General features: G+C 74.8%; 23 protein-coding genes. 17 read left to right on the top strand and 6 right to left on the bottom strand.

Annotation, left to right across the window (positions count from 1 at the left end; all coding sequences use genetic code 11):
• Nucleotides 1-41 precede the first annotated feature (41 nt).
• From hppD to BX266_RS33905, 15 genes are all read left to right on the top strand, one after another.
• A complete protein-coding gene (gene hppD / locus BX266_RS33970; protein ID WP_099906283.1) occupies nt 42-1,112 on the top strand; it encodes a 4-hydroxyphenylpyruvate dioxygenase in 1,071 nt (356 codons plus the stop codon).
• A complete protein-coding gene (locus BX266_RS33965) occupies nt 1,112-2,041 on the top strand; it encodes a phytanoyl-CoA dioxygenase family protein (protein WP_099906282.1) in 930 nt (309 codons plus the stop codon). The genes hppD and BX266_RS33965 overlap by 1 nt, the downstream gene beginning before the upstream one ends.
• Nucleotides 2,034-3,017 carry a thiamine pyrophosphate-dependent dehydrogenase E1 component subunit alpha gene (locus BX266_RS33960; RefSeq protein ID WP_099906280.1) on the top strand — a complete coding sequence of 328 codons (984 nt, stop codon included), beginning with the start codon at nt 2,034-2,036 and terminating at the stop codon, nt 3,015-3,017. The genes BX266_RS33965 and BX266_RS33960 overlap by 8 nt, the downstream gene beginning before the upstream one ends.
• Complete coding sequence (locus BX266_RS41015; protein ID WP_099906278.1) at nt 3,017-4,015, top strand: alpha-ketoacid dehydrogenase subunit beta; 999 nt, start codon at nt 3,017-3,019, stop codon at nt 4,013-4,015. The genes BX266_RS33960 and BX266_RS41015 overlap by 1 nt, the downstream gene beginning before the upstream one ends.
• The gene (locus BX266_RS33950; RefSeq protein WP_099906276.1) at nt 4,012-5,640 is read left to right on the top strand and encodes a class I adenylate-forming enzyme family protein; all 1,629 of its coding nucleotides are present in this window, start codon (nt 4,012-4,014) and stop codon (nt 5,638-5,640) included. Before BX266_RS41015 ends, BX266_RS33950 begins: the two co-directional genes overlap by 4 nt.
• Nucleotides 5,640-6,995 carry a condensation domain-containing protein gene (locus BX266_RS33945; protein WP_099906274.1) on the top strand — a complete coding sequence of 452 codons (1,356 nt, stop codon included), beginning with the start codon at nt 5,640-5,642 and terminating at the stop codon, nt 6,993-6,995. Before BX266_RS33950 ends, BX266_RS33945 begins: the two co-directional genes overlap by 1 nt.
• Nucleotides 6,992-7,921: a 3-oxoacyl-[acyl-carrier-protein] synthase III C-terminal domain-containing protein gene (locus BX266_RS33940; RefSeq protein ID WP_099906272.1), complete on the top strand. Its 930-nt coding sequence runs from the start codon at nt 6,992-6,994 to the stop codon at nt 7,919-7,921. Before BX266_RS33945 ends, BX266_RS33940 begins: the two co-directional genes overlap by 4 nt.
• A gap of 65 nt (nt 7,922-7,986) precedes the next feature.
• Nucleotides 7,987-8,268, top strand: coding sequence for a phosphopantetheine-binding protein (locus BX266_RS33935; protein WP_099906270.1), 282 nt, complete (start codon nt 7,987-7,989; stop codon nt 8,266-8,268).
• Nucleotides 8,265-8,942, top strand: coding sequence for a hypothetical protein (locus BX266_RS33930; protein ID WP_099906268.1), 678 nt, complete (start codon nt 8,265-8,267; stop codon nt 8,940-8,942). The genes BX266_RS33935 and BX266_RS33930 overlap by 4 nt, the downstream gene beginning before the upstream one ends.
• Nucleotides 8,939-10,147: an alpha-hydroxy acid oxidase gene (locus tag BX266_RS33925; RefSeq protein WP_099906266.1), complete on the top strand. Its 1,209-nt coding sequence runs from the start codon at nt 8,939-8,941 to the stop codon at nt 10,145-10,147. Before BX266_RS33930 ends, BX266_RS33925 begins: the two co-directional genes overlap by 4 nt.
• A gap of 2 nt (nt 10,148-10,149) precedes the next feature.
• Entirely contained in the window at nt 10,150-11,427 is a 1,278-nt protein-coding gene (locus tag BX266_RS33920; RefSeq protein ID WP_099906264.1) for a PLP-dependent aminotransferase family protein, read from the top strand.
• Nucleotides 11,424-12,146 (top strand): 4'-phosphopantetheinyl transferase superfamily protein, encoded by a 723-nt coding sequence (locus BX266_RS33915; protein ID WP_099906262.1) that lies wholly within the window; start codon nt 11,424-11,426, stop codon nt 12,144-12,146. The genes BX266_RS33920 and BX266_RS33915 overlap by 4 nt, the downstream gene beginning before the upstream one ends.
• Before the next feature lie 126 nt (nt 12,147-12,272).
• A complete protein-coding gene (locus tag BX266_RS33910; RefSeq protein WP_259464986.1) occupies nt 12,273-12,977 on the top strand; it encodes an alpha/beta hydrolase in 705 nt (234 codons plus the stop codon).
• Nucleotides 12,978-12,993: 16 nt separating this feature from the next.
• Entirely contained in the window at nt 12,994-13,197 is a 204-nt protein-coding gene (locus BX266_RS40400) for an alpha/beta hydrolase fold domain-containing protein (RefSeq protein ID WP_310794846.1), read from the top strand.
• A gap of 9 nt (nt 13,198-13,206) precedes the next feature.
• Nucleotides 13,207-13,719, top strand: a complete 513-nt coding sequence (locus tag BX266_RS33905; RefSeq protein WP_259464985.1) for a DUF402 domain-containing protein — start codon at nt 13,207-13,209, stop codon at nt 13,717-13,719.
• 169 nt (nt 13,720-13,888) lie between these two features.
• Here BX266_RS33905 and BX266_RS33900 read toward each other — a convergent pair whose 3' ends face one another.
• The 6 genes from BX266_RS33900 to BX266_RS33875 all read right to left on the bottom strand — a co-directional run bounded on the left by BX266_RS33900 (nt 13,889) and on the right by BX266_RS33875 (nt 18,554).
• Nucleotides 13,889-14,101, bottom strand: a complete 213-nt coding sequence (locus BX266_RS33900; protein WP_099906256.1) for an EF-hand domain-containing protein — start codon at nt 14,099-14,101, stop codon at nt 13,889-13,891.
• A 101-nt stretch (nt 14,102-14,202) separates the two neighbouring features.
• Nucleotides 14,203-14,559, bottom strand: coding sequence for a hypothetical protein (locus BX266_RS33895; protein WP_099906254.1), 357 nt, complete (start codon nt 14,557-14,559; stop codon nt 14,203-14,205).
• Nucleotides 14,560-14,654: 95 nt separating this feature from the next.
• Nucleotides 14,655-15,134, bottom strand: coding sequence for a dual specificity protein phosphatase family protein (locus BX266_RS33890; protein ID WP_099906253.1), 480 nt, complete (start codon nt 15,132-15,134; stop codon nt 14,655-14,657).
• A 187-nt stretch (nt 15,135-15,321) separates the two neighbouring features.
• Complete coding sequence (locus BX266_RS33885) at nt 15,322-16,428, bottom strand: hypothetical protein (RefSeq protein WP_099906251.1); 1,107 nt, start codon at nt 16,426-16,428, stop codon at nt 15,322-15,324.
• A gap of 64 nt (nt 16,429-16,492) precedes the next feature.
• Nucleotides 16,493-16,909 (bottom strand): hypothetical protein, encoded by a 417-nt coding sequence (locus BX266_RS33880; protein WP_099906249.1) that lies wholly within the window; start codon nt 16,907-16,909, stop codon nt 16,493-16,495.
• Nucleotides 16,910-17,096: 187 nt separating this feature from the next.
• Complete coding sequence (locus BX266_RS33875; RefSeq protein WP_099906247.1) at nt 17,097-18,554, bottom strand: aldehyde dehydrogenase (NADP(+)); 1,458 nt, start codon at nt 18,552-18,554, stop codon at nt 17,097-17,099.
• Nucleotides 18,555-18,728: 174 nt separating this feature from the next.
• Here BX266_RS33875 and BX266_RS33870 point away from each other — a divergent pair, with 174 nt between their 5' ends.
• Nucleotides 18,729-19,532, top strand: a complete 804-nt coding sequence (locus BX266_RS33870) for an IclR family transcriptional regulator (RefSeq protein WP_099906245.1) — start codon at nt 18,729-18,731, stop codon at nt 19,530-19,532.
• Between the two features lie 289 nt (nt 19,533-19,821).
• Nucleotides 19,822-21,138 carry a polysaccharide lyase family 1 protein gene (locus tag BX266_RS33865; RefSeq protein WP_099906243.1) on the top strand — a complete coding sequence of 439 codons (1,317 nt, stop codon included), beginning with the start codon at nt 19,822-19,824 and terminating at the stop codon, nt 21,136-21,138.
• The last annotated feature ends 56 nt before the right edge of the window (nt 21,139-21,194 follow it).

The following is a 21,194-nucleotide window of genomic DNA, read 5'->3' as shown; positions in this document are numbered from 1 at the left end:
ACCTGACGCACCGTCGACTCAGAGAAGGAACAGCTGTCGTCATGAAAATCCTCGGCGTCGATCATGTCGAGTTCTACGTGGGTGACGCGCGCCAGGCGGCGTACGTCCTGTCCGCGGGTATGGGTTTCCGCCTGCTGGGGCAGGGCGGTCCGGAGACCGGTCTGGCCGGGCAGCGCACGCTGCTGCTGGGGCAGGGCGGCTGCCGGGTGCTGCTGACCTCGGGCCTGACGGCGGATCACCCGGCGGCGCGGTACGTCGCCCGGCACGGTGACGGCGTGGCGGTCGTCGCGTTCGGGGTCGCGGACGCGGCGGCGGCGTTCGACGCGGCGGTGGCGGGCGGCGCGGCGGCGGTGGAGCGCCCGGCGGTGCACGGGCGGTCGCTGGTGACGGCGGCGGTGTCGGGGTTCGGCGACGTGGTGCACCGGCTGGTGGAGCGCCGCGGCGACGGCGAGGAGTTCCTGCCGGGCCTGCGGGCGGTGTCGCAGCCGGGCGACCCGGAGCCGGGGGGCCGTCCCGAGCTGGTGGACGGCATCGACCACGCGGCGGTGTGCGTGCCGCACGGGCAGTTGGGCGTGACCACGGAGTTCTACCGGCGGGCGTTCGGCTTCGAGGTGATCTTCGAGGAGTACATCGAGGTCGCCGACCAGGGGATGTTCTCGCAGGTGGTGCAGGCGCCGGGCGGCGGGGTGACGTTGACGCTGATCCAGCCGGACCCGTCGCGGGCGCCGGGGCAGATCGACGACTTCCTGGCCTGGCACGGCGGCCCGGGCGTCCAGCACCTGGCGCTGGCGTGCGCGGACGTCGCGGGTGCGGTGGACGCGATGGCGGCGCGCGGGATCGGGTTCGCGGCGACCCCGGACGGCTACTACGACACGCTGCCGGGCAGTCCGCCGGAGCGGCTGCGCCGGCGCGGCATCCTGCTGGACCGCGACCACTGGGGCGAGCTGTTCCAGATCTTCGCGACCTCGATGCACCTGCGGCGGACGTTCTTCTGGGAGCTGATCGAGCGTCACGGCGCCCGGACCTTCGGCACCAGCAACATCCCGGCGCTGTACGAGGCCAAGGAGCGCGAGCTCGCGGCCGTCCGGGTGCCCGCCGAGGTGGTCCGCTGATGGCCGGGGAGGTGCGGTTCGAACTGACTGCCGAGGAGTCGGCGCTGCTCCCGGACGCCGCGGACGTCGCGTTCTACGCCGAGCACGGCTGGTACCTGTCGAAGCAGCTGTTCACCGACGCGGAGGTGGACCGGCTGGCGGCCGCGAGCGAGGCGTACTACGCGGGCGAGCGCAGCCGGGCGCTGCCGGTGCGGCCGCCGCGGCTGGCGGCGTGGCAGCCGTCCGACGGGCCGGTGCAGCGGCACAACGACTACGTGCACTACGAGAGCGACCCGATCGCGAAGGTGCTGGGCAAGCCGCTGCTGGGGGCGGTGGCGGCGCTGCTGGCGGGGGCGGCGGAGATCCGGGTGTTCCAGTCGACGCTGATCCTGAAGCCGCCGATCGCGGGCGCGCCGAGCAACATCGTGCCGTGGCACATCGACAAGCACTACTGGTCGACGTGCTCCTCCGAGCGGATGCTGACGGCGTTCGTGCCGTTCCACGACTGCGACGAGGAGATGGGCACGCTCACCGTGGTGGACGGCAGCCACCGTTGGCGGGAGGTGGGCCGGGAGGATTCGGTGACCCGGCACTTCGCGGACCGGGACCGGGGCGACCTGGAGCGGCTGCTGGCGGTGAACGCTCGCCACAACGGCGCGGAGATCCGCAAGGTGCCGCTGGTGATCCCGAAGGGGCACGTGAGTTTCCACCACTGCCGCACGTACCACGGCTCGGGTCCGAACCGCAGTGCGCGGCCGCGTCGGGCGGTCTCCTTCCACCTGCAGGACGGGGCGAACGAGTACCGGCCGTTCCCGCTGGCCGACGGCAGCCCAGCGGTGTACAACCACGACGTGCTGGTGCGGCGGCTGCCGGACGGCCGGCCGGACTACGCGGACCCCGAGTTCTGCCCGGTGCTGTGGCGCTCCGAGGGGGCGGGCGGCCGTGGCTGACGATCCGTCGGACCCGGCGGCGCTGTACCGCACGGTGGCGCTGATCCGCGGTTTCGAGGAGCGGGCGGTGCAGCTGGTCCGGGCGGGCGTGGTACCGGGCGGCATCCACCCGTACACCGGGCAGGAGGCGGTGGCGGCGGGCAGCTGTGCCGCGCTGCGCCCGGACGACGTGGTCACCAGCACCCACCGCGGGCACGGCCACGTGCTGGCGAAGGGCGCCGACCCGGCCCGGATGATGGCCGAACTCGCGGGCCGCGCCACGGGGTTGAACCGGGGCCGGGGCGGCTCGATGCACGCGGCGGACTTCGCCGTGGGGGTGCTGGGGGCGAACGCGATCGTCGGGGCGGCGGTGCCGATCGCGGCGGGCGCGGCCTGGGCACTGCGCCGGGCTGGTTCGGACCGGGTCGCGGTGTCGTACTTCGGCGACGGGGCGGTGAGCCAGGGCGTGCTGCTGGAGGCGTTCAACCTGGCGGCGCTGTGGCGGACGCCGACGGTGCTGGTGTGCGAGAACAACGGGTTCGCGACCTCGATGCGGACGGCGGACACGGTGGCGGGCAGCATTCCGGGCCGGGCCCGGGCGTTCGGCATCCCGGCCCGCACGGTGGACGGCACGGATCCGCAGGCGGTGCGGGAGGCGACCGCGGAGGCGGTGGCGCGGGCCCGCGCCGGGGACGGACCGACGCTGCTGGAGTGCGTGGTGTACCGCTGGGACGCGCACCACACCTGGGAGCACGCGGCGCGTCCGCGCTACCGCTCGGCGGCGGAGGTGGCGGAGGGCCGGGCCCGGGACCCGCTGGAGGTGCAGGGCGCCCGGATCCCGGCGGCGCAGCGAGCCGCGATCGATGCGGAACTGGGCCAACTGCTGGACTACGCGGTGGAGTTCGCGCTCACCAGTCCGCACCCTGATCCGGCCTCGGCGCTGGACGGCCTCTATGCGTCGGGGCTGCGCGGCCGGTCGGGCGCGGGGGTGCGCTGATGGCGAACCTGTCGTACCTGAAGGCGTTGAACCGGGCGGTCGCCGACGAGATGGCGCGCGACGCGGACGTGTGCGTGTTCGGCGAGGACGTGCGGGTGGCGGTCAGCAATGTCACGGCGGGGCTGCTGAAGCGGTTCGGCCCGGAGCGGGTGCTGGACACGCCAATCTCGGAGCAGGCGTTCACCTCGTTCGCCACGGGCGCGGCGCTGGCGGGGGTGCGGCCGCTGGTCGAGTTCCAGATCCCGGCGCTGCTGTTCCTGGTGTTCGAGCAGATCGCCAATCAGGCGCACAAGCTCGCGCTGATGACCGGCGGTCAGACCCGGGTGCCGGTGACCTACCTGCTGCCGGGTTCGGGCTCGCGGGAGAGCTGGGCGGGCCAGCACTCGGACCATCCGTACAGCCTGTTCGCGCACGTGGGGGTGAAGACGGTGGTGCCGGCCACGCCCTCGGACGCGTACGGGCTGCTGGTGTCGGCGCTGCGCGAGGACGACCCGGTGGTGGTGTTCGCGCCGGCCGGGTCGCTGGGGGTGCGGGAGGACGTGGACCTGGCGGCCTTGGCGCCGGTGCCGTTGGGGGTGGGCCGGGTGCACCGGGCGGGCACGGACGTGACGGTGGTCGCGGTCGGGCACCTGGTGCAGGAGGCGCTGGCGGTGGCGGAGGAGGTGGCGGGGCGGATCTCGGTGGAGGTGTTCGATCCGCGGTCGCTGTTCCCGTTCGACTGGGACGGGCTGGCGGCGTCCTTGGAGCGGACCGGCCGGCTGGTGGTGGTCGACGACTCCAACCGGTCCTGCGGGATCGGGGCGGAGGTGGTGGCGACGGCGGCCGAGGAGATGCGGCTGCTGGCCCCGCCGCGCCGGGTGACCCGCCCGGACGGGGCGGTGCTGCCGTTCGCCCCGGCGCTCGACCTGGCGTGCCAGCCGAGCCGGGCGCAGCTACGGGCAGCGGTGGAGCAGGTGGTCCGACGACCGGTCGGCGACGGGTGGAGGAGAGCAGAGTGACGGACACCGGCATCAGGGCGCGGCTTGCCGCGGACCCGGACCTGGGCACGGGCAACGTGCTGTGGAAGCTGCTGGAGCACGGCGCGGACCCGGACGGGCCCGGCGCGGCGTTCGACGTCCCGGTGGACGGCTTCCCGGCGTGGCAGCCGTTGACGCTGGGCCGGTTGCGGGAGCGGGTGGCGGCCCGGGCGGCGTGGTGGCACGGGCAGGGGGTGGGGCCGCGGGACCCGGTGGCGCTGTACGTGTCGGGTTCGGCGGACTGCCTGCTGAACTTCCTGGCGCTGGCCTGGCTGGGGGCGGTTCCGGCGCTGATGAACCGTCACCTGCCGGGCGACGTGGCGGCCGAGTACCTGCGGCGGCTGCGCGGCGTGGCGCTGCTGACCGATCCGGAGCTGCGGGCGCGGCTGGCGGGCGAGGAGCTGCCGGCGGGTCTGCACGCGGACGCGGCGGAGCCGGGCACGGGCGATCCGGCGCTGGCTCCGGCCCCGTACCGGCATCACGCGGACGACCCGGTGGTGATCACGCACTCCTCGGGGACGACCCGGATGCCGGCGGCGGTGGTGCATTCGCACGCCAGCCTGTTCGCGGCGACCCGGCTGTTCCGGTTGGCGGCGCCGCGGGCCCGCGGGGTGGGGCGGATCCTGAGCGCGCTGCCGGCCGCGCACGCGGCGGGCGTCTCGACGTTGAACCTGGCGCTGTGCAACCGCAGCGAGGTGCTGTTCCTGTCGACGCAGGGCGACGGCGCGGCGGTGCTGGCCGGCATCGAGCGGTGGCGGCCGACGGGCGTGTTCGGTTTCGCGGCGGCCTGGGCGCAGTTGGCGCGCCTGGACCTGGGCGGGGGCCGGCTGGATTCGGTGGAGCTGTGGTTCAACACGGGTGACTGCGCGCACGAGCCGCACATCCGGCGGCTGGTGGCGTCCGGTTCCCGGGTGACGGTGACCCGGGAGGGGGTGCGGCGGGTGCCGGGGTCGAGCTTCGTGGACGGCCTGGGCTCGACCGAGATGGGCCATTCGGCGTTCCACCTGACCCACCGCCCCGGCACCGAGCGGTACGGGCGCTGCGTCGGGGTGCCGCACGGGTTCGCCGAGGTGGCGCTGCTGGACCTGGCGACGGGCCGGGAGGTGCCGGTCGGCGAGGTCGGCCACTTCGGCCTGAAGGCGCCGACGCTGGCGCCCGGGTACTGGAACGACTCGGCGGCGACGTACCGCAACCGGTTGGACGGCTGGTACCTGACGGGCGATCTGATGTACCGCGACGAGGAGGGCTACTACTTCCACGTGGACCGGGCGGTGGACGCGGTGGACCTCGGCGGCGGCGAGTGGCTGTACACGGCGCTGAGCGAGGAGCGGATCCTGGCGGCCTGCCCGGACGAGCACGACTGCACGGTGGTGTCGCTGCAGGTGGACGGGCGGGTGGTCACCGACGTGCTGCTGGCCCTGCGCCCGGACGCCGATCCGTCCGCGGACCGCGTTCCGGCGGTGCGGGCGGCGCTGACGGCGGCCGCGGCGGCGACGCTGCGCGAGGTGGTGGCGGTCTCGGAGCGGGACCTGATCGTCGGCCCGACCGGCAAGGTCCGCAAGTTCCTGATGCGCCAGCGCCACCGGGCCGCGGCGGCGGCGATCTGATGGCCGGTCAGGGAACGGTGGTGGTGGCCGAGCGGGTGACGGTGGAGTTCGCGGGCCCGGGCGCGGGCGTCGACGAGCTGTCCTGGGGCATGTGGGAGATCTGGCACGCGATGGTGGCGCAGCGCAGTGCGCTGCCGATCGGCGGCCGGACGGCGCTGCCGGCCGGGTCGACGGTGGCGGGGGTGGCGGAGGAGCTGCGGTACCTGATGGGCCGTTTCCCTTCGATGCGGACCAGGCTGCGTTTCGACGCGGCGGGCCACCCCACCCAGCAGCTGTTCGACTCCGGCCGGATCGGCCTGGAGGTGTACGAGGCGGCCGGGGGCGCGCCGGAGGAGCTGGCGGCGGAGGTGGAGGAGCAGTACCGCGCCACACCGTTCGACTACGCGGAGCAGTGGCCGGTGCGGATGGCGGTGGTGTGCGACGGCGGCGTGCCCACGCACCTGGTGTCGGTGATGCACCACCTGGTCGCGGACGCCGCCGGCGGGGCGATCATGCTGCGCGAGGTGGCGCGGCGGGCGAGTGGACCGGTCACCGGCCTGCAGCAGTTGGAGCAGGCCGCCTGGCAGCGTTCCCCGGCGGGCAGGCTGCAGAACGAGCGGGCGCTGCGGCACTGGGAGCGGATCCTGCGCGCGGTCCCGGCCCGCCGCTTCCCGCCCTCGGCGGCCCCGGAGACGCCCCCGCACTGGACGGGCGAGCTGCTCTCCCCCGCGCTGCCGATCGCCCTCCGGGTGATCGCGGAGCGAACCGGGTCGGACTCCCGGTCGGTGCTGCTGGCGCTGTACGGGGTGGCGCTGCGCCGGCTGGGCGGCAGCGGCCCGGTGGTGGTCCGGCCCGTCGTCAACAACCGTTTCCGCGCGGCGCTCGGCGACGTGGTGTGCATGGTCGCCCAGGCCGGGATCGCGGTGCTGGACGTGGACGGCGGCACCGTGGACGAGGCGGTCGGGCGGGCGGCGCGGGCCGCGCTGGCGGGCTACAAGTACGCCTACTTCCACCCGGAGGACCTGAACGCGCTGGTCGCCCGGGTGTCGGCGGAGCGCGGCGAGCAGGTCGACGTGCAGTGCTTCTTCAACGATCGCAGCGCGCACCGGCCGGAGCCGGTCGCGGAGGCCGAGCTGCCGCGGCGGCTGCGGGCGGCGCAGGCCATGGGCGAGTTCCGCTGGGTGCGCCGGGCGGAGCTGTCGATGAACGTGCTGCAGGTGCAGTTCGAGGACCGGCCCGGCGGCCTGCTGGTGGAGGTGCTGACCGACACCCGGCACTTCTCCGCGGCGGACGCCGAGGCGCTGCTCCGCGGCATCGAGGCGGTAGCGGTGGAGGCGGCCCTGGACCCGGCGACGACCGTGCGGGGTGTGCGGTGACGGCGCTGCTCGCGGTGGCCGACCACCTGCCGGCGGGGCGGGTGCCGATCGAGGAGCTGGCCGACGGGTTCGGCCTGACCGCGATGCAGGTCAAGATCTTCCGCCGCTACCACGGTCTCGGCGAGGTCTCCCGCGACCCGGGCGGCACCCTGCTGGACCTGCTGCGCGGCGCGGTGGCCGCGCTGCCCGCGCTGCGCGGCCGCGAGCAGCGGATCCGCTACGTGCTGCACGCCCGCTCGATCCCGACCGTAGCCCCGTACCCGCACCACCCGGTCCGGGAGCTGTGCGCGGAACTGGGCCTGGACCGGGCGGCGGTGCTGGCGGTCGGTCACCACGCCTGCGCCTCGGGCCTGCTGGCCATCGACGCGGCGGGCCGGCTGCTGGCCGCCGACGGCGACCCGGACGGCCTGGCGCTGGTGCTGGCCGGGGAGAAGGCGTTCACCCCGGAGGCCGGCATGGTCCCCGACACCTCCTTCTTCGGCGAGGGCGCCGGGGCCTGCCTGGTCGCGCCCGGCGGGGACCGGGACCGGGTGCTGTCGTACGCGGTGGACCTGCGCGGCGAGTTCGACACCGACGCGGTCGAGCAGGCGTCGGAGTTCCAGCGGATCTACTCCGAGGCGCTGGCCGGAGCCGTCCTCGCCGCCGTCGAACGGGCCGGCCTGGCGATGGACGCGATCGGCGCGATCCTGCCGCACAACGTCAACCGGGTGGCCTGGCACCAGGTCTGCCGGACCCTCGGCTACCCGCGCGAACGGGTGGTGCTCGACAACGTCGCGGGCGTCGGCCACGTCTTCTGCGCCGACCATTTCGTCAACCACCGCACGGCGCGCGAGCGCGGCCTGCTGCGGCCCGGCGAGCCCTACGTGATGGCCGCGGCGGGCGCCGGACGCGGCGCGACCTTCGCGGCCATGGTCCTGCGCCACTGACCGTCCCCTCCCGCCCTGCCCGCCTCCCTCCACCCTCCACCCTCCATCCGAAGGACCGGACCCGCATGTCCCTCTCCCCCGCCGACCCCGCGCTGCGCGCCCAACTGGTCTACTCCGTCTGCGCGTTGCTCCCGAAGGTGCTCAAGCGCGAGGTGACCGGCGCGAGTGCCGACACCGCCCTGATGTCCGCGCTCGGCGTCAACTCCACCACCGGCCTGGAGCTCGTCCTCGAACTGGAGGAGCAACTGGGCCTGGAGATCAGCGTCGAGGACCTCGGCCGCGAGAACTTCGAGACGGTGGGCTCGCTCGCCGACTACGTCGCCGCGAACCTGCTGGCGGACGAGTGACCGTCCGCACCCTCCTCCCACCCGCCGACGCCCACCTGGACACCTGGGGTCTGCGCCGCGCCGCCCGGCTGGCGTTCCCCGCCCCCGCCGCGCTGGCCGCCGACCCCGTCCACGCCGAACGCCTGCACCGCTACCTGACCGATCTGCTGGCCCCGTACGGACTCCCGCTCGCCGAGCGGGACCTGACGGGCTGCCAGGGCCAGTCGTACGGCGAGATGGCCGAGGCGCTGTTCCGGGCCGCCGTCCCCGCCGGCGAACAGGTCGACCTGCTGGTGCTCGCCCACGCCGTCCCCGACCTCGCCCCCGGCCGGGCCACCGCCTGCTGGCTCGGCCACCTCTGCCCGGGCCGCCCACTCGCCCTCGCCGTCACCGACGAGGACGCGCCCACCGGGACCACGGCCCTGCGGCTGCTGGAGGCCTACGCCCGCTCGGGCGGCCTGCGCCGCGCCCTGCTCCTGGTGGTCGAACAGCACTGGCTGCCCTACGACCCCGGTCTCCCCGCCCCCGTCCCCGCCACCAGCCGCGGCGTCGCCCTCCTCTTCGGCGACGCTTGCCCCGGCGAACCCCTCCCCCGCCCGGTCCAGCCACCCCCGCACCCCGACCCGACCCACCCGGCCACCTCCGGCTGGTGGGAACTCGCGGGCGCACCCGGCGACGGCGAGCCGCCCCGATGACCCCCCTCCCGGAGGCGGCCCCGTCGCCGCAGGACGATCGTCCCGTCCCCGCTTCGGCGTCCCGCCCCGCCGGCTCGTCGCAGCTCCTCCGCGCCGAACCCGGCGACGCCGCGGCCGTCCTCCGCCTCGACGACTACCGGGTCCTCGCTCACCGCCGACTCCCCTCCGAGGTGACCGACTTCATCGAGGGCGGCGCCGGCGGCGAACGCACCCTGGCGGCCAACCGCCGGGCGTTCGACCGGGTGGTGCTGCGGCCACGCGTCCTGGTCGACGTCTCCGCCGTCGACACCACGACGGAGCTGCTGGGCGCCCGGCTGGCCACCCCGATCGGCGTGGCGCCCACCGCGTACCACCGGCTGGCGCATCCCGACGGCGAGTCGGCGACCGCCCGGGGCGCCTCGGCGGCCGGCGCGCTGTACGTGGTGAGCGTGTTCGCCAGCCGCACGCTGGAGGAGATCGCGGCCCTGTCCACCGCACCGCGCTGGCTGCAGCTGTACTGGCTGCGCCGGCGCGACGTCCTCGCGGGTCTGGTCGACCGGGCCGCCGCGGCGGGCTACCGGGCGCTGGTACTGACCGTGGACGCCCCGCAGTTGGGTCGCCGGCACCGTGACGCCCGCAACGGTTTCGCGATCCCGCCGGGCGTCGCCGCGGTCAACGTCGACCCGGCGCTGATGGCGTCCGCCCACCGCCCGGGCGCGGGCCGCTCCGCGCTCGCGGTGCACACCGCGGAGGCCGTCGACCCGTCGGTGACCTGGGCCGACCTGGCCTGGCTGCGCGCGCGCAGCGAACTGCCGCTGGTGCTGAAGGGCGTTCTGACGGCGCAGGACGCGGCGCTGGCCGTCGAGCACGGCGTGGACGCGGTGCTGGTGTCCAACCACGGCGGCCGCCAACTGGACGGTGCGGCGGCCGCGCTGGACGCGCTGGCGGAGGTGGTGGACGCGGTCGGCGGGGCCTGCCCGGTGCTGTTCGACGGCGGGGTGCGCAGCGGCGGCGACGCGTTCGCGGCGCTCGCGCTGGGCGCCCGGGCGGTGCTGCTGGGCCGTCCCGTGCTCTGGGGGCTGGCGGCCGGGGGCGCGGCCGGGGTGGCCGGGGTGCTGGGCCTGGCCACCGGGGAACTCGCCCACACCATGGCGCTGGCGGGCCGGCCGGCGCTGTCCGCAGTCGACCGCTCGGCGGTCACCGTGCTTCCTGCGAACGGGAGTTGACGATGGAACTCGCCCTCGCCGACCTGCACGTGTCGGTGTCCGACCCGGCCTCGGCGTCGATGAACTTCCTGAACGAGGTCGCGGCGCGCTTCCCGGACGCCGTCTCGCTGGCGGCAGGCCGCCCCTACGAGGGCTTCCACTCCGCCGCCGACCTGCCCCGCTACCTGGACACCTACCTGGCCCACCTGGAGCGGCTCGGGCTGGACGCCGCGCAGCGGGACCGCCACCTGCTGCAGTACGGGCGGACCAACGGCCACCTGGGCGAGCTGATCGCGCGGATGCTGGCGAAGGACGAGGGCGTCGAGGTGCCGCCCGAGGCGGTGATGGTGACCTCGGGCGCCCAGGAGGCGATGGTGGTGGCGCTGCGCGGCCTGTGCGCCGGCCCCGAGGACGTGGTGCTCGCGGTGGACCCGTGCTACGTCGGCTTCACGGGCGCGGCCCGGCTGCTGGGCATCGAGGTGGTCCCGGTACCGGAGACGGCGAGCGGCCTCGACCCGGAACAGGTCCTGGCGGTGGCGCGGGCCGTGCGGGCATCCGGCCGCCGACCCCGCGCGCTGTACCTGGTGCCGGACTTCGCCAACCCGTCGGGCGTCTCGCTGCCGCCCGCGGCCCGGCGGCGACTGCTGGAGGTCGCGGCCGAGGCGGACCTGCTGGTGCTGGAGGACGACCCGTACGGTCTGTTCGGGCTCGACGGGCGGCCGGGGTCCTCGCTGAAGGCGCTGGACACCGACCGGCGGGTGCTCTACCTGGGCTCGTTCGCCAAGACCTGCTTCCCCGGCGCGAGGATCGGCTTCCTGGTCGCCGACCAGCGGGTGACGGACCGTCGGGGCGCCCGCACCCTGCTCGCCGAACAGCTGTCGACCGTGAAGAGCCTGCTCACCGTGAACAGCTCGCCGATCGCGCAGGCCCTGGTCGGCGGGTTCCTGCTGGAGTCCGGCTGCAGCCTGCGGACGGCCGTCAAGCAGAAGGCCGCGTTCTACCGCCACGGCCTGCGCACCCTGCTGGCCGCCCTGCAGCACTCCTTCGCCGACCGGCCGGACGTCCGGTGGAACGCGCCGGACGGCGGGTTCTTCGTCGTGGTCGAGGTGCCGGTGGACGCGGACGAGGCGCTGCTGGAGGTGTCCGGCCGCGACTACGGGGTGCTGTGGACACCGATGTCCTTCTTCCACTCCGGCGACGGCGGGCGCCGCGCGCTGCGGCTGTCCTGCAGCGCGCTGGAGCCCGCGCAGATCGAGGAGGGCGTGCGCCGCCTGGCCCGGCTGCTCGCCGACCGCGCATGACCCGGCCGTCCGTCGACCGCGCGCCCGGTCCCGACACGGTCCGGCTCTGGCTGGTGCCCGACGAGCTGCCCGCCCCCGCCGTCGCCGGCCTGCTCGCGGTGCTGGACCAGGACGAGCGGGCCCGCGCCGCCGGCTACCGCTCGGCCGTGGACCGGCGGCGTTTCGTGCTGGCGCACGGCGCGACCCGGCACATCGTCGCCGGGTGCCTCGGCGTCGTGCCGGCCGAGCTCCGGTGGCGGCACGGCCCGCACGGCAAACCGGAGCTGACCGGCCGACACACCGGCGCGGAGGTGAACCTCTCGCACTCCGACGACCTCGCCCTGGTCGCAGTATCGGCCACCCGCGCGGTCGGGGTCGACATCCAGCGGGTCCTGCCGGAGCGGCTCGCCACCGCGCTGGCAGAACGCCACTTCCCGCCCGAGGAGGTCCGCTTCGTCCGCGCCGCCACCGACCCGGACCGCCGGGCCGAACGCTTCGCCCGCCTGTGGGCCCGCAAGGAAGCCCTGGTCAAGGCCCACGGTGGCCGCCTCACCCAGGGCCTGCGCATTCCCCTGCTCCACACCCCGACCGGCGCCCCCACCCACCCGGACGACGCCTGGTCCCTCGCCTACCGCGTCCTCGACCTCCCCGCCCCACCCGGCTACCGAGCCGCCGTCGCCCTGGCCGGCGCCTCCACCTTCCGAGCCACCCTCCACCACTGGCCGGAACCCCCCACCTGACCCCTCGCCCCGCCCCGCTCTGCCCGTCGCCCTCCTCCGCCCCCCTCTTGGCCCCCCAACCGTCCGCCCCGCTGCCCTCCCGTCCCCTCCACCTCCCGTCCCCTCCACCTCTCGGAGCCTGCTGCGATGCCTCTGCACCCCCACCTCCGCGCTCTGCGCGCCGAACGCGCCCGCACCGGCGCGGCGCCGCTGTACACGCTGACCGTGGAGCAGGCCCGGGCGGCCGACCTGGCCGCGATCCGGGCCGATGCCGCCCCGCCCCGCACCCTGCACGAGGTGACCGACCGTCACCTGCCGGGCCCGGGTGGCGAGCTGCCGGTCCGGCTCTACCGACCCAGTGCCGGACGGTCGCTTCCCGCGCTGCTGTACTACTTCGGCGGCGGGTGGACGCTCGGCAGCATCGACACCGCCGACGCGCTCTGCCGAGACCTCGCCGCGGCGGCCGGCTGCCTGGTGGTGTCCGTCGGCTACCGGCTGGCGCCCGAGCACCCGTTCCCGGCGGCGGTGCACGACTGCCACGCCGCGCTGCGCTGGGTCGCCGGCCACGCCGAGGAGTTGGACGTGGACCCGGCCCGGCTGGCGGTCGGCGGCGACAGCGCGGGCGGCAACCTGGCGGCGGCCGTCACGCTGCTCGCCCGTGACCTGCCGCTGGCGGCCCAGCTACTGATCTACCCCAACACCGACCAGCTGGCCGACGACCCCTCGCTGCGCGAGAACACCGACCCGTGGCTGTTCAACCACCACTCCGTCGCCTGGTACCGCCGCCACTACCTCCCCACCCCCGAGGCCGCCGCCCACCCCCTGGCCTCCCCCTGCGCGCCCCGGACCTGACCGGTCTCCCCCGGCCCTGGTCCTCACCGCCGAGTACGACCCGCTGCGCGACCAGGCGGAGGCCTACGCGGCCCGCCTCACCGCAGCCGGCGTACCCGTCGAACTCACCCGCTACCCCGGCATGGCCCACGGCTTCTTCACCATGACCGGCCCCCTCGCCGCCGCCCGCACCGCCAACGCCCAGGCCGCCGCCTTCCTCCGCACCCGCTTCGCCGCATAGCCTCCGCCCATGGTTGACACAGAAGTCCGGTTCGTGGTGCGCAAGTTCGACGGCGCCTTGCACTGGCACCACACCATGCGGCACCTCGGCGAGGACGCGCACGGAGTCTGGCTCGGCGCCCCGATCGGCACGGTCTACGGAAAGGGCGACCGGCCCGCCGTCTACACCACGCGGGAGCCTCGCGTCATGCTCGTCCCTCGCAACGCCTGGTGGACCGCCCTCTTCCAGGGGCCGCCCGCCCACCTGGACGTCTACTGCGACGTCACCACCGCGTCCAGCTGGCCGACCCCGCAAGAGGTGACCATGGTCGACCTCGACCTGGACGTCTGCCGCGCCCGCAACGACGGCTCCGTCCAGGTCCTCGACCACGACGAGTTCGCCGAGCACCGCACTCGCTACGCCTACCCCCCGCACGTTCTCGCCCACGCCGACCACGCCGCTCGGTGGCTGACCACCGCTCTGCGCGACAGCGCCGAGCCGTTCGCCACCCACTACCGGTCCTGGCCGGCCCGCGTCGGCTGAGCCCGGCCGCCGCTCAGAACCCGGCCGGCCTCGGCTCGTCGCGCACCGACCGCCACACGTGCAGGGCCCAGGCGGTGAGGTACGCCGACGCCCGCCGCGCGGGGCCGGTGGGGCCGGGTGCGGGCGGGCGTGGGGCAGGGGCAGCGGGTGCCGGGGCCCTGCGGGTGGGTCACTTGGAGATGGACGCCCAGAACTCCTCGAAGGACAGGCGGCCGTCGCCGTTGGCGTCCTTGGCGTTGATGATCGCCTGGGCGACCGTCTCGGTGACGTGGAAGTCGCCCAGCTGCGCCATGACCGACTTGTACTCGCTCGCCGTCACGCGTCCATCACCGTCGACGTCCAAGCGCGCGAACGCCGTCCGTGCCGCCTCGATGTCAGCCACGGGGGCCTCCCCTTTGTTTCTCGATAACTCGTCTGGCGGCAGTCACCCTATCGGCCCACCGCCCGGTCCTGTACCCCGCCCCGGTTTCCGGGGAGCCCGGCTCAGTCGCGGTCCACCCGCACGCCGCCGACCAGACCCCACGCCGCGACGTGCACGGTCGGCCCGTTCGGCACGGTCGGCCCGTCGTCGCTGACGCCGCCCAGCCGGATGCCCGTCACGACGACCTTGACCTCCGGCCGGACCCGCAGGTGGACGCCGCCGACCAGGCTCAGCTTGGTGATGCGCAGCTCGGCGCCGTCCGGGATCTCGACGTCGGTGAGGTCGATGTCCGCGCCGCCGACCAGCGAGGCGGTGAGCGTGCGGCTGTGGATCTCCTGCCCCTCCAACCGGGTGCCTCCGATGAGGCTGATCCGGACGTCGGTGCGCTCGCTGTCCTCGGCGTTCCCCGTGTTCGTCATGGTCCTCACCTTAGGAGTCGTCAGATCCCGTGCAGAAGTGCGGCCTTGCACCGCTTCGGCATGACGGTTGTCACGACGACCGACCGTGCCCCGGGTCAGCCGTGCAGTCCGGTCAGCAGCCGGGCGATCTCCAGTCCCGAGCGCAGGTAGTCCCGGAAGGTGTCGTTGTTCAGCGCCCACGGCGACCGCTGCCGCTGGACGAGCCGGATCGCCTCCTCGGCTTCCTGGCCGAGGTGGACGAGTGCCTGGGCCACCACCAGCCCGGAGCGGTTGTAGCCGGAGTGGCAGCGGACCAGCGTGGTGCGTCCCTCGCCGACGGCCCGGGCTGCGGCGAGCGCGACCTGCTGGACCGCACCGAGCTGGTCGGAGGTCAGCGGCCCGTCGGGGACCTCGGCGACCAGCTCTTCGACGCCGGCCTCCGGACCGTGCCCTGCCCGGCTGTACAGGCTGACCACCAGGTCGAACTCGCTGCCCACCACGACGGGTTGGAGCTCTCCCGCCGGATCGGTCCAGTAGTGGCCGCCCATCCAGAGCCCGGGCACGATCTCGTCCCACGGCGACTGCGGCCCCTGCATGTCCCGATCGCGCTGACGCGTCTTCCTCACCGGACCCCTCTCTCCAGCAACTCCAACGCAGCACCGGCCCACCGCAGTTCCACCGCGGGCCATCGTGATCGCACGCCCGACGGCCGCCGACGCCCCACCCTCGACGACGGGCCCTCACCTGCCGGTGCTTGGCGAGGACCGTACGCCACGCCATGCGTCAGGACCTGAGCATGGCGAGCGGGTTGCAGGGTTCTCGGGTGCGGAAGGCGGGGTAGCCGGGCAGCGGGTCGACGTGCCACGGCGCGGCGACCTGGTCCAGCAGTCGGGCGAAGGTCTCGGCGAGGGCCGGGACTCCGTCCAGCCGGGCGGCCTGTTCCCAGCGGTGGCGCAGCAGTTGACGCCGGGTCGGGACGGGGCGGCGGGTGGGGTGCAGCGGGCCGTCCTCGGCGGTGCGGGGCAGCAGTCGCACGGTGGCGTCGATCGTCCAGACGGCGACGGCGTCGCGGATCCCGCTCTCCCAGCGCGTGTCGTCGGCGAGGGCCGGAAAGGCCGGGACCACCTCGGCGCGGTAGGCGTCCTCGATCCGCCGGGCCAGGCCGGGCGGGAGGGCGAAGACGCACCAGCAGGAGGAGAACGGCATCCGGCAGTACGCCGCGGTGAGGAAGACCGACTGGAAGCAGGCGGCCTCGAAGTCGAGCAGCCGCAGGCCGTCCGCGGTGAGCAGGTTGTTGTCGGGGCAGGTGTCCCCGGGCGTGAAGGCCGGGTACGACTCGCCGCCGGCGGTGCCGATGCCGGCCAGTTCGTCCGCCAGCCCGGCGGGGAGGGCGATGCCGGCCGTGGCGAGCGTGTCGGGGAACCGGACGGCGTTGTCCGTGATCCACGGCTGCTCCGCCCAGGTCGGCATCCCGCGGTCGAACCGCTGCCACAGGGCTGCGAGTTCGGGCATCCGGTCGACCGAGGCGGCCGCCAGCCGGCCGAGTCCGCGGGCCCAGGCCAGCAGGCCCGCCTCCGCGGCCTGCGGGTCCGCGCCGAGCAGCAGGTCGGCGAGGGTGGGGGCGGTGCCGAGGTCCCCCAGGACCAGGAGCGGCATCTCGGGGTCGACCGCGAGCAGCGGCGGCCCGGCCAGCCCGAGGGTGAGTCCGGCGGCCTCGGCGGTGAAGCTGCGCAGGGCGTCCGGCCCTCCGGTGTACGCCTTGACGACGACGGTGCCGCCGTCCTCGGTGCGGCAGCGCAGCACGGTGGTGCGTCGGCTGCCGCCGAGGTCGACGGCTTCGGACAGCCCGGTGCCCAGCAGCCGCGCGGCGGCCGCGGTGATCTCGTCCATCCGGGCATCCTGCCACCCGACGCCGCCCGGCCGGGGAGCGGCTCCGCGGGCCGGGTGCGGGGCGCTACGGGCAGACGGGGGCGACCTCGGCGTCCCACCGGTAGCGGCCGTCGGCGCCGTAGAGGGCGAGGTTCCCGTCGGTCTGCAGTTTGAGCTGGACGGCGGAGGGCCGGCCGGGGACCGGGGCGGTGTTCGAGGACCACCGGATCCGGGTGCCGGTGACGTACTGCAGGTTTCCGTCGGTGGTGAGCCTGAGGTGCGCCACCCCGGCGCCGCCGGAGTTCGGGGCCTGCGTGTAGGGCCACAGCGATTCCACGTAGCCGCCGCCCGCCGCGCCGATGGCGGTGAAGTCGATCCGGGTGACGCCCGGGGGGACGGTGAACTGCTGGTTGGTCGCCCCGGCGTCGAACACCACCGTGACGGGGGTCGCCGCCCGGGCGCGGGCCGGCAGCAGCGCCTTGGCCCCCAACCCGACTTTCATGCTTCCGCGATATTCAGCACGGATTTCGCCGGCTGCCCGAACGGGGCGAAAGCAACCCCGCAGGCATGTCGAAGGCAGCGGCCGTGCCGATTCTCTCGAAGGCGAGTCGAGGAATTCCCGAGCACCTGCCGGAGGGTTTGTCCGAGGGCCGCCGCATCCATTTCGCCACCACCGCCTTGACGGGCCGTCAGTCGCGCAGCTCCGGCGGGAGGAGGTCGTGCGGAACGTCCTGGTAGGCGACCGGGCGGAGCCAGCGGTCGATGGCGGCGGTGCCGACCGAGGTGCCGGTGGAGGTGGCGGCGGGGTAGGGGCCGCCGTGGTGCATGGCGGGGGCGACGGCGACGCCGGTGGGCCAGCCGTTGAGGATGATCCGGCCGGCGAGCGCGCCGAGGCGGTCGAGCAGGGCGCGGGCCTCGGCCGGCGGCTCGTCGTCGCCGAGGTGCAGGGTGGCGGTCAGGTTGCCGCCCAACCGGTCCAGCACACCGTCCAGTTCGGCGCCTGAGCGGTAGCGGACCAGCACGGTGAGCGGGCCGAAGCACTCCTCCAGCAGCTCCTCGTGCAGCTGGGCGGCGGAGACCGCGAGGATCCCGGGGCGGACCGCCAGCGGGGCGGCTCCGCCGGGCGCGGCGGGCAGCAGCACCTCGACTCCCGGCAGTGCCGCCCGGGCCGCCGCGCCCGCGAGGAACGCCTCCCGGATCCGCGGGTCGAGCAGCGCCCCGCCGGGCGCCTGGGCGGCGGCCGCGACGACGGCCTTCTCGAGCGCCGCGGAGTCCGCGGGGACGAGCACCAGGCCGGGCTTGGTGCAGAACTGGCCCTGGCCGAGGGTGAAGGAGGCGGCGAGGCCGGCGCCGATCTCCTCGCCGCGCCGGGCGGCGGCCCGGTCGGTGACGATCACCGGGTTGAGGCTGCCGAGTTCGCCGTGGAAGGGGATGGGACGCGGGCGGGCGGCGGCGAGGTCGTGCAGGTGGCGGCCGCCGCGCAGGGAGCCGGTGAAGCCGACGGCGGAGATCAGGGGGTGCCGGACCAGAGCGGGGCCGGCCTCGAAGCCGTGCAGCAGGGTGAGGACGGCGGCCGGGAGTCCGACGGAGGCGGCGGCTTCGCGGATCAGCCGGGCGCAGAGTTCGCCGGTGGCGGGGTGGGCGGGGTGGGCCTTGACGACGACGGGGCAGCCGGCGGCGAGCGCGCTGGCGGTGTCGCCGCCGGGAACGCTGAAGGCGAGCGGGAAGTTGGAGGCGGCGAACACGGCGACCGCGCCGAGCGGGGTCTTGGTGCGCCGCAGGTCGGGGCGGCCGAGTGCGGGGTCGGCGCGGTCGATCCGCACGTCGAGGTACCGGCCGTCCTCGACCAGCTCGGCGAAGGTCCGCAACTGGTAGGTGGTGCGGGCGAGTTCGCCGGTGAGTCGGGCCTCGCCGAGGGCGGTCTCGGCGTCGGCGGCGGCGAGGATCTCGGGGCGGGCGGCGTCCAGCCGGTCGGCGGCGGCGCGCAGCAGGGCGGCCCGCCGGGTGCGGTCGGCGAGGGCGGGCAGCGCGGCGACGGCGGCGGTGACGGCGCGGTCGACCTCGGCGGGGGTGGCTTCGCGGGCGACCTGGGCGCGGACGGCGCCGGTGCGCGGATCGACGCTGGGGACGGGGGCGGCGGTGGTCATGGGCACGGGCCTCCTCGCGGGGTGGCGGGTCGGGTAGCGTCCGCTGCACGGCGGCGTGCGGGTCGACCGTTGGGGGCCGACGGCCCGCCAACCCTCATCTGTTCAGTATGCTGAACGCCAGACAACTATTTGAACCTCGCGGGACGATACGCCGCGTGACAGAAGGGGTCAAGGATGCCCTCGCCGACCAATGCCGCCCACGGCGCTGCCAGCCAGAGCAGCGCCCAGGGCGCCCAGGTGAAGTCCGCCGTGCGGACGGTGGAGCTGCTGGAGTACTTCGCGGGCCGCCCCGGGATGCACAGCCTGGCGGAGGTTCAGGAGCAGACCGGCTACCCGAAGTCGAGCCTGTACATGCTGCTGCGGACGCTGGCCGAGCTGGGCTGGGTGGAGACGGACGCGACCGGCACCCGGTACGGCATCGGGGTGCGGGCCCTGCTGGTCGGCAGCTCGTACATCGACGGGGACGCGGTGGTGCTGGCGGCCCGGCCCACGCTGGACCTGCTGGCGGAGGACACCGGGGAGACCATCCACCTGGCCCGGCTGGACGGGGCGAACGTGGTGTACCTGGCGACCCGTCAGTCGCAGCACAGCCTGCGGCCGTTCACCCGGATCGGACGCCGGCTGCCGGCGTACTCGACCTCGCACGGGAAGGCGCTGCTGGCCACCCTGGGCGACGACGCGGTGCGGCGGCTGCTGCCGGAGCGGCTGGAGCCGCTGACCGAGCACACCCACACCGACCGCGAGGAGCTGATCCGGGAGCTGGCCGAGGTGCGGGCGCGCGGGTACGCGGTGGACCGGGAGGAGAACACGCTGGGGCTGCGCTGCTTCGGCGTGGCGATCCCGTACCGCACGCCGGCCCGGGACGCGGTGTCGGTGTCGGTGCCGGTGGCGCGGCTGACCCCGGGCCGCGAGCAGACCATCCGGGACGCGCTGTTCGACGCCCGGGACCGGCTGACACTGGCCACCCGACACCTCTGACCCCGGCCGGTCCGGCGGCCCCGAGGCGGGCCGACGGATTCGCCGACGCCTCGTCATGTACCTTTCGGCGCCCCGCACCGGACGTGCGGGGCGCCGTCGTGTCCGGCGCCGGACGCCTTGACACGGTCGCGTCGCGCTCCCTATCGTCCGGCCATGGATGCGACCGGCGTCCACGGTTGTGAACATCGCGAAAGCTTTCGAACGCGGACAGGGGCCCGTCGCCCCGGCCGGTCGGTCCCGCACTGCGCGCATGCACCCCCACCCCGACAGCTCGACGAGGAGCCTCGCCATGCGTCTGCCCCGTGCCGTCCGCGTCGCCGGACCGCTGTTCGCCACCGCCGCCATGTGCGGCTCGCTCGCCTGCGTCCCCGCCCACGCGGCCGACCTCGGCCACGGCGTGCTGGCCGCCAAGGACGGTTGGGCCTCGGCCACCACCGGGACCACCGGCGGGTCGAAGGCCGATGCCGCGCACACCGTCACCGTCTCCACCCGCGCCCAGCTGGTGGCGGCGCTCGGCGGCAAGAACTCCAGCAACGGCTCGAACGCCACCGCCAAGATCATCTACATCTCCGGCGTGATCGACCTCAACACCGACGACTCCGACAAGCACCTGAACTGCTCGGCGTACGCGACCGGCGGCTACTCGCTGAGCTCCTACCTGGCCGCCTACGACCCGAAGGTGTGGGGCACCTCCACGGTGCCCTCGGGCGCCCTGGAGGACGCCCGCGCCGCCTCGCAGAAGCTGCAGGCCGACAAGGTGCAGATCAACGTGGGCGCCAACACCACGCTGATCGGCGTCAACGGCGGCACGCTGCGCGGCGGCGGCCTGGTGGTGAAGAACGTCGACAACGTGATCGTCCGCAACCTGTCCTTCGAGAACGCGGCGGACTGCTTCCCGCAGTGGGACCCGACCGACGGCTCCACCGGCAACTGGAACTCCGAGTACGACGCGATGACGGTCTACGGCGCCACCCACGTCTGGGTCGACCACAACACCTTCTCCGACGGCGCGGTCCCGGACTCCAGCCTGCCGAGCTACTTCGGGCGGCTGTACGAGGTCCACGACGGCCTGCTGGACGTGGTCAAGGGCGCGGACTACGTCACCGCCTCGTGGAACGTGTTCAAGGACCACGACAAGACCAACCTGATCGGCAACAGCGACAGCGCCTCCGCCACCGACGCGGGTCACCTGCGGGTGACCTTCCACCACAACCTGTGGCAGAACACCGTGCAGCGCGCGCCGCGGGTGCGCTTCGGCCAGGTGGACACGTACAACAACTACTACGTGCCGGGCGCTGCGGAGTACGAGTACAGCATCGGCGTCGGCAAGTCCTCGCAGATCGTGGCGCAGAACAACTACTTCGCGCTGCCGTCCGGCGTCGCGGCCTCCAAGGTGCTCTACAACTGGGGCGGCACGGCGCTGACCGCGAGCGGCAACTCCGTGAACGGCGCCGGCACGGACCTGATCGCCGCCTGGAACGCCGCGAACTCCGCCAAGACGCTGGGGACCAGCGCCGGTTGGACGCCGACCCTGCGCACCGGCCTCGACGCGGCGAACGCCGTCCCGGCGAAGGTCCGGGCGGGCGCGGGCGTCGGCCACCTCTGATCCTCACCCCCCGCGGGCCCCGGCGACACCCCCGCCGGGGCCCGCTCCGGTCCTGA

Source organism: Streptomyces sp. TLI_171, assembly GCF_003610255.1.
Lineage (GTDB): Bacteria > Actinomycetota > Actinomycetes > Streptomycetales > Streptomycetaceae > Kitasatospora.
This window is presented reverse-complemented; position numbering and strand designations above follow the sequence as displayed.